Source organism: Sphaerospermopsis sp. FACHB-1094 (assembly GCF_014696195.1).
Lineage (GTDB): Bacteria > Cyanobacteriota > Cyanobacteriia > Cyanobacteriales > Nostocaceae > Sphaerospermopsis > Sphaerospermopsis kisseleviana.
The window spans coordinates 1-5,160 of sequence record NZ_JACJPT010000197.1 but is presented as its reverse complement, the minus strand read 5'-3'; the positions used below and the strand labels follow the sequence as shown (position 1 = coordinate 5,160).

Sequence of the window (5,160 nt, the reverse complement as noted above, 5' to 3'; positions counted from 1 at the left end):
AATTCCTGTAGGTGGCACATCAATAAAACTACCAACAATTGGATGGGTAAAAACTTATGAAGGATTACCTCATACCACCTGCAAAAGTATTACTATTTCTATGTCTTATAAAATATCAATCCCCATCCCCAATATCCCGCTTAGGCGGACGCTTATAAGCAAAGGTGAAACTCTCACCACTAGCAATGACTTTCCGCATCTCATCATACATGGGATAATTACCTACACCACTTAAATTTGCCCAACCCCGCGCCCTCGTTAACGCAACAAACAACTGGTTACGAAAACTTACATCACTTTCATTCCGTGCAACGTGATCAAAACCTACCACATAAACCATATCTGCTTCATGGCCTTTTGCGCGAGTAATACGAGAAACCGTCACCCCACCATCACACCAAAATTTATCAGGATCATTATTGGGATATTGGGGAACTAAATCATTTAATTTTAAAGCAGTGGGAATATAAACATCAATGTCCTGTTCCATTAAAAAACTTGCAACAGATGTTTCTAACTCCATTACTTCCAAAGGTGAACCTAAAACTAAAACCAAAATATCCCGACTGGGGTTAAGTCCATCATGGACAATATTGTGCATTATCTTTTCTGATAAAGCAGTCATTTCTGCTTCATGAGAAGAAAAAGTTTCAAATTCTAAAACCGGTTCTCCCCACAGTTCAGGAATAGGGTTTGGTGAAAATTCAGGTTTTCTAGTAATAGTAATTGGTTGACCAACTCGGCGAAAATCTCCTTTTACTTCATAACCAATTCTATGCCAATCTTCTTTATTTGTAATTCCTGTTAACATTCCTTCAGGACGTAATAAACCCATTCCCATTGCATGAGCAGCAGTTAAAATTTGCCCGGGTGTGCGATAACAACGACGCATTACTTCAGAACGTTTAATACCTCCAGAATATAGAGGTTGTTTATTCAATAAATTACTTAATTTTTCCCCAAAAACTTCCTTAGCTTTAGGAACTACTAAACTATCTAAACTTTGCGCTTCATCATAAGCCCAAATTAATCTTTTTTCTTCGGTTTTATCTTCACTTACTGGTTTTAATGCTTGATAAGCTAACCAATAAATTGCTTGTTTATCTTCATATTTTAAATCATCATCTGCTACTAAATCTTGACCTTCATCTATCAAAATTGCATCAAACATTGGTTCAATTTTGATTTCTTCTAAAAGTCGTTTACTTAAATCTATTAACCCCCGGTTTGGTTGTCTTTCCTTAGTATTCTGGACTGTTCCCGGTCTTTTTCCGTGATATTCACAAATGGTACTGTATAAACCAGGTTGTTCTTTTGCACCCCAAGCATGAAGTACCTGTAATTTTAAATTTGTTTTGGGATCATAGTGCATTTCTCCACAACTAAAACGCCGTATCCATTGATCCAATAAACCAATCATTAAATCATATAAGGAACGGGTAAAAAATACTAAGGCAATATCCCAATCTGGATGTTTCAAGTGCATACTTGCGGCTTTTTGACAGAGTAAAACTGTTTTTCCTGAACCTGCAATACCGCGAATACGTTGGGGACCGGGAGGAATTTCTTTACCGATATGTTCCTGTTGTAAATCTATTTCATAGAGTTTTTCTCGTAAACTGTCAATAACAGCAGAACGGGTTTTTCCTATAGTTGCAACTCGTTCACGGGGAGGTTTACGCAATACAGGAGTACCGCCAACTACCGAAAGTAATAATTCCCAATCTTTATCTTCGATATTTTCACCAGGAATGATAATATTAGCTTGGTTAATGCGTTCTATTAAACCAGCTTTACCTAATTGATCTTGAAAAATAATTGGCGGAATATCGGGTAATTCATGAAAACCTTTTTCTTGCCATTGTTGTGATGTAATATGCGGTAAAGCAATGATCGCTCTACCGTTAATTTTTCTCCAAAGTGCAGCTTCTCTATCACTATAGGATATGATTGATCGCAGTTGATGTTCTACAATTTGATAGGGATTGATTTCGGTAACGTCACTATTTTGCAATTGCCAAATTTGCCTGTTAATATTAGTAATCTGGTCAATATTTAGAGATTGAACAGCAATGACTAATACTCCAAATTCTCGATCAACTATTAATATATCCGGTTCTTTTCTGGTTTCTCCTACTTTGAAAAAAATAGGATACCGCCAATATCCAATGCAGTTTCTATCTGCAAATGCACCCCGTACAGCATCCCATACTTTCTGCTCTCCGTCTTGATTTTTTATAGCTTCGGTAGTGATAAATTTGCTACCCTGTTCTTCGATGCCTACAGCCATTTGTTTTACCTGTATAAGATGGTTAATACTGTTAAGCTAACACTATCTATAGCTTGTGAACAGTGAGATTATACGGATATGGGTTTTTCCGTATTTTTAACTATAAATTTACGGTTTTTCTCAAAAAAATGTGACTTTGTGTAAGTTACTGTCAGTACAATATTGATCAGAACATAGTCAGAACATAGGTTGATGCATACACTGGTATCTAGTACAAATTTGAAAGTATTCGTCATCTATCTCTATCTTCTCTAATCATTTCTGTACTATCTCGCAACTTCAAATCTGCTGGATTTGAACGACGAATATTTTGGGTTTCTTCTAATAGTTTCAAAATTTTAGTACGTCTTCCTGATTCTATTTGCTGTTGTTCTATGTCTAATGCTGTTTGTAAAAGTAGTACAATTTGAGATTCTATAGAGTTATGTTCAGCCTTAGCTAGTTTTACTATTTGTTGATATAATTCATCGGGTAAATTGAGATTGTTAAGAGTAGTCATTCTGAAAAATCCTCAAGTTATTATTTTTTATTGTTAATGATTATAACATAAATACTCTACACTCACATCTATTTGTTTTGTTATATTTTTTATTTTCATTTTTATTTTTACTTTATTTATGTTAAAATCAACATATTATAGTTATAGTGAAGACGATTATGTTAAATTACGATTTGCGTCAATGTCTTCCATCTTCTGCGGAACTTCCTGACTCTGATGATACTCCAGTGGATAACGGATTACAAAACCTAATTCCTAATTTATTAGAAGCAATTTTAGCTTTAGTTTGGCAAAATAGAAATGATTGGTTTTTTGGTGTGGATATGAGTATTTACTATGCACCAAGTAAACCACCTTTAGTTCCTGATGGTTTTTTGAGTTTGGGTGTAGAACGTTTTATTGGTGAGGAAGGAAGGTTAAGTTATGTACTGTGGGAAGAAGATAATATTCCCCCTATTTTTGCTTTAGAAGTTGTGTCTAAAACCTACGGGGGCGAATATGAAAGAAAGAAAATTGACTATGCAAAGTTAGGAATTTTATATTATGCAATTTATGTCCCTAATCGTCAATGTCGGCGAAAACGTCAACCTTTGGAGATTTATAAATTAGAAAATCATCAATATATTTTACAACCTCAAGGGCAGTTATGGATGCCAGAAATTGGTTTAGCTTTAGGAAGAGAAAGGGGTACTTATTTAGGGAGAAATAGAGAATGGTTATACTGGTATAATCAACAAGGTGAAAGGTTGCTAACTCCTGAAGAGTTTGCACAACGAGAAAAACAACGTGCAGATCAGGAAAGATTAAAAGCGGAAAGGTTAGCGCATAAATTACGAGAATTAGGAGTTAACCCAGATGATATTTAATTAGTAGTTATATATCCCCAGATCCCAGACTTCTGCGATCAATCTACATTTTATTTATAGGATAGTAAAATAAGTCGGGGATCTGATCACTGGTATCTATTCAATCTCTATTCTGATTTGATAATTTTTCCCGTAGTTCCAGGAATTTGCTCATTTTGTTTTTTCATACCTGGTAACATTGCAGTATGAAAAATCAGGATAGAAATTAATGTAAACATCACCCCAAATAAAATCATATCTGTTCCTGAACGACTAGAAATACTCACAGATGAATTATTTATTTTCCCATTTGATAAAGGTATTGTTTTCTGTACAGATGGGGGTTTTTGTAAGTCTTTAATTATTTCCTGCGCTGATTGATATCTGGTATCTTGATATTCATCAATCATTTTACATAAAATCTCTTTTAAATCATCGGGAATAATATTAATATCCCTATACCAAGTATCAGTTAAATTCTCAGGTTTTAATCCCGTAATTAATTCAATTATTGTCATTCCCAGTGCATAAATATCACTATTTTTTTTTGGATAACCTCTCATTTGTTCTATGGGTGCATATCCACGGGAAAATATATTAGTACCTGGTGTTTGTAATTTTGTATCATTGGGATTTTCTGCTTTGACTGCACCAAAATCTATTAAAAATAACTTGTCATCATGATCTATCATAATATTATCAGGTTTAATATCACGATGAATAATACCTTTTTTGTGAATATAATGGAGTATTTTTAAGATATCTAAGAGAATTTTTTGAGATTTTTCAATACTCAAATTTTTATCTTTATGCAGTTTTTCCCTTAATGTTTCACCATCAATATATTGTTGTACTAAGTAATATTGTTGATTTTCTGCGATATAATCTACAAAATCAGGAATTTGTTGATGAGCTTGCAACTTTTGTAAAATTTCTTTCTCATCATTAAACTTGCGTTGAGCGATCGCTATTTTATTTGGCTCATTGCTAGAAAATGTCAATTGTTTAACCGCGTAGTTTTTTCCATCCTGATCCACTGCTAAATAAGTTGTCCCAAAATTACCACTTCCTAAAATTTCGAGCAGTCGATATTTTCCACCAATATTATTCATATAGCACCACCAGCACAGAGATGATCCCCTTCTTCATCTTCAGCATCAGCAAAGATTAAGAAATTTTACTTAATCTATACTATACCAAATATGCTATGATTGGTGAAATTTACCTTGGTTGATTTATTAAGTATTTTTACGGTAATGATTCAGGGGTAAGATCCCCGACTCCTGTGAATAAACCATAATTTCTTGTGAGGCGTAAATGCCTCAACTGGCTTTCATCCGATACAAAAAAGCTAACTAATGCTAACAAAAGTTGGCTTTTTCTTCCTGTTTCACCAGTTCGACTACGCTCACTGAAATCCTAGCAGTGTCGGCACTATCTAGTCCACAGGCTAACACGATCAATCTGACCGCTTCTTGTTTTAAATTAATCGCAGCGTTTAAATCTCTGTCAATCTCAAAGCCACA

General features: G+C 34.3%; 4 protein-coding genes. 1 reads left to right on the top strand and 3 read right to left on the bottom strand.

The annotated features are described in order from the left end of the window. Positions 1-115: 115 nt before the first annotated feature. Positions 116-2,290 (bottom strand): ATP-binding domain-containing protein, encoded by a 2,175-nt coding sequence (locus tag H6F47_RS26800; RefSeq protein ID WP_190651783.1) that lies wholly within the window; start codon positions 2,288-2,290, stop codon positions 116-118. Positions 2,291-2,522: 232 nt separating this feature from the next. Continuing rightward, on the bottom strand, positions 2,523-2,789 hold the full coding sequence (locus H6F47_RS26795; RefSeq protein WP_190348795.1) for a hypothetical protein: 267 nt from the start codon (positions 2,787-2,789) through the stop codon (positions 2,523-2,525). 158 nt (positions 2,790-2,947) lie between these two features. Here H6F47_RS26795 and H6F47_RS26790 point away from each other — a divergent pair, with 158 nt between their 5' ends. Continuing rightward, positions 2,948-3,655: a Uma2 family endonuclease gene (locus H6F47_RS26790; RefSeq protein ID WP_190651781.1), complete on the top strand. Its 708-nt coding sequence runs from the start codon at positions 2,948-2,950 to the stop codon at positions 3,653-3,655. A gap of 107 nt (positions 3,656-3,762) precedes the next feature. On the opposite strand, the gene H6F47_RS26785 is transcribed toward H6F47_RS26790, so the two are convergent. Then, positions 3,763-4,746, bottom strand: coding sequence for a serine/threonine-protein kinase (locus H6F47_RS26785; protein ID WP_190651777.1), 984 nt, complete (start codon positions 4,744-4,746; stop codon positions 3,763-3,765). Positions 4,747-5,160: the final 414 nt, after the last annotated feature.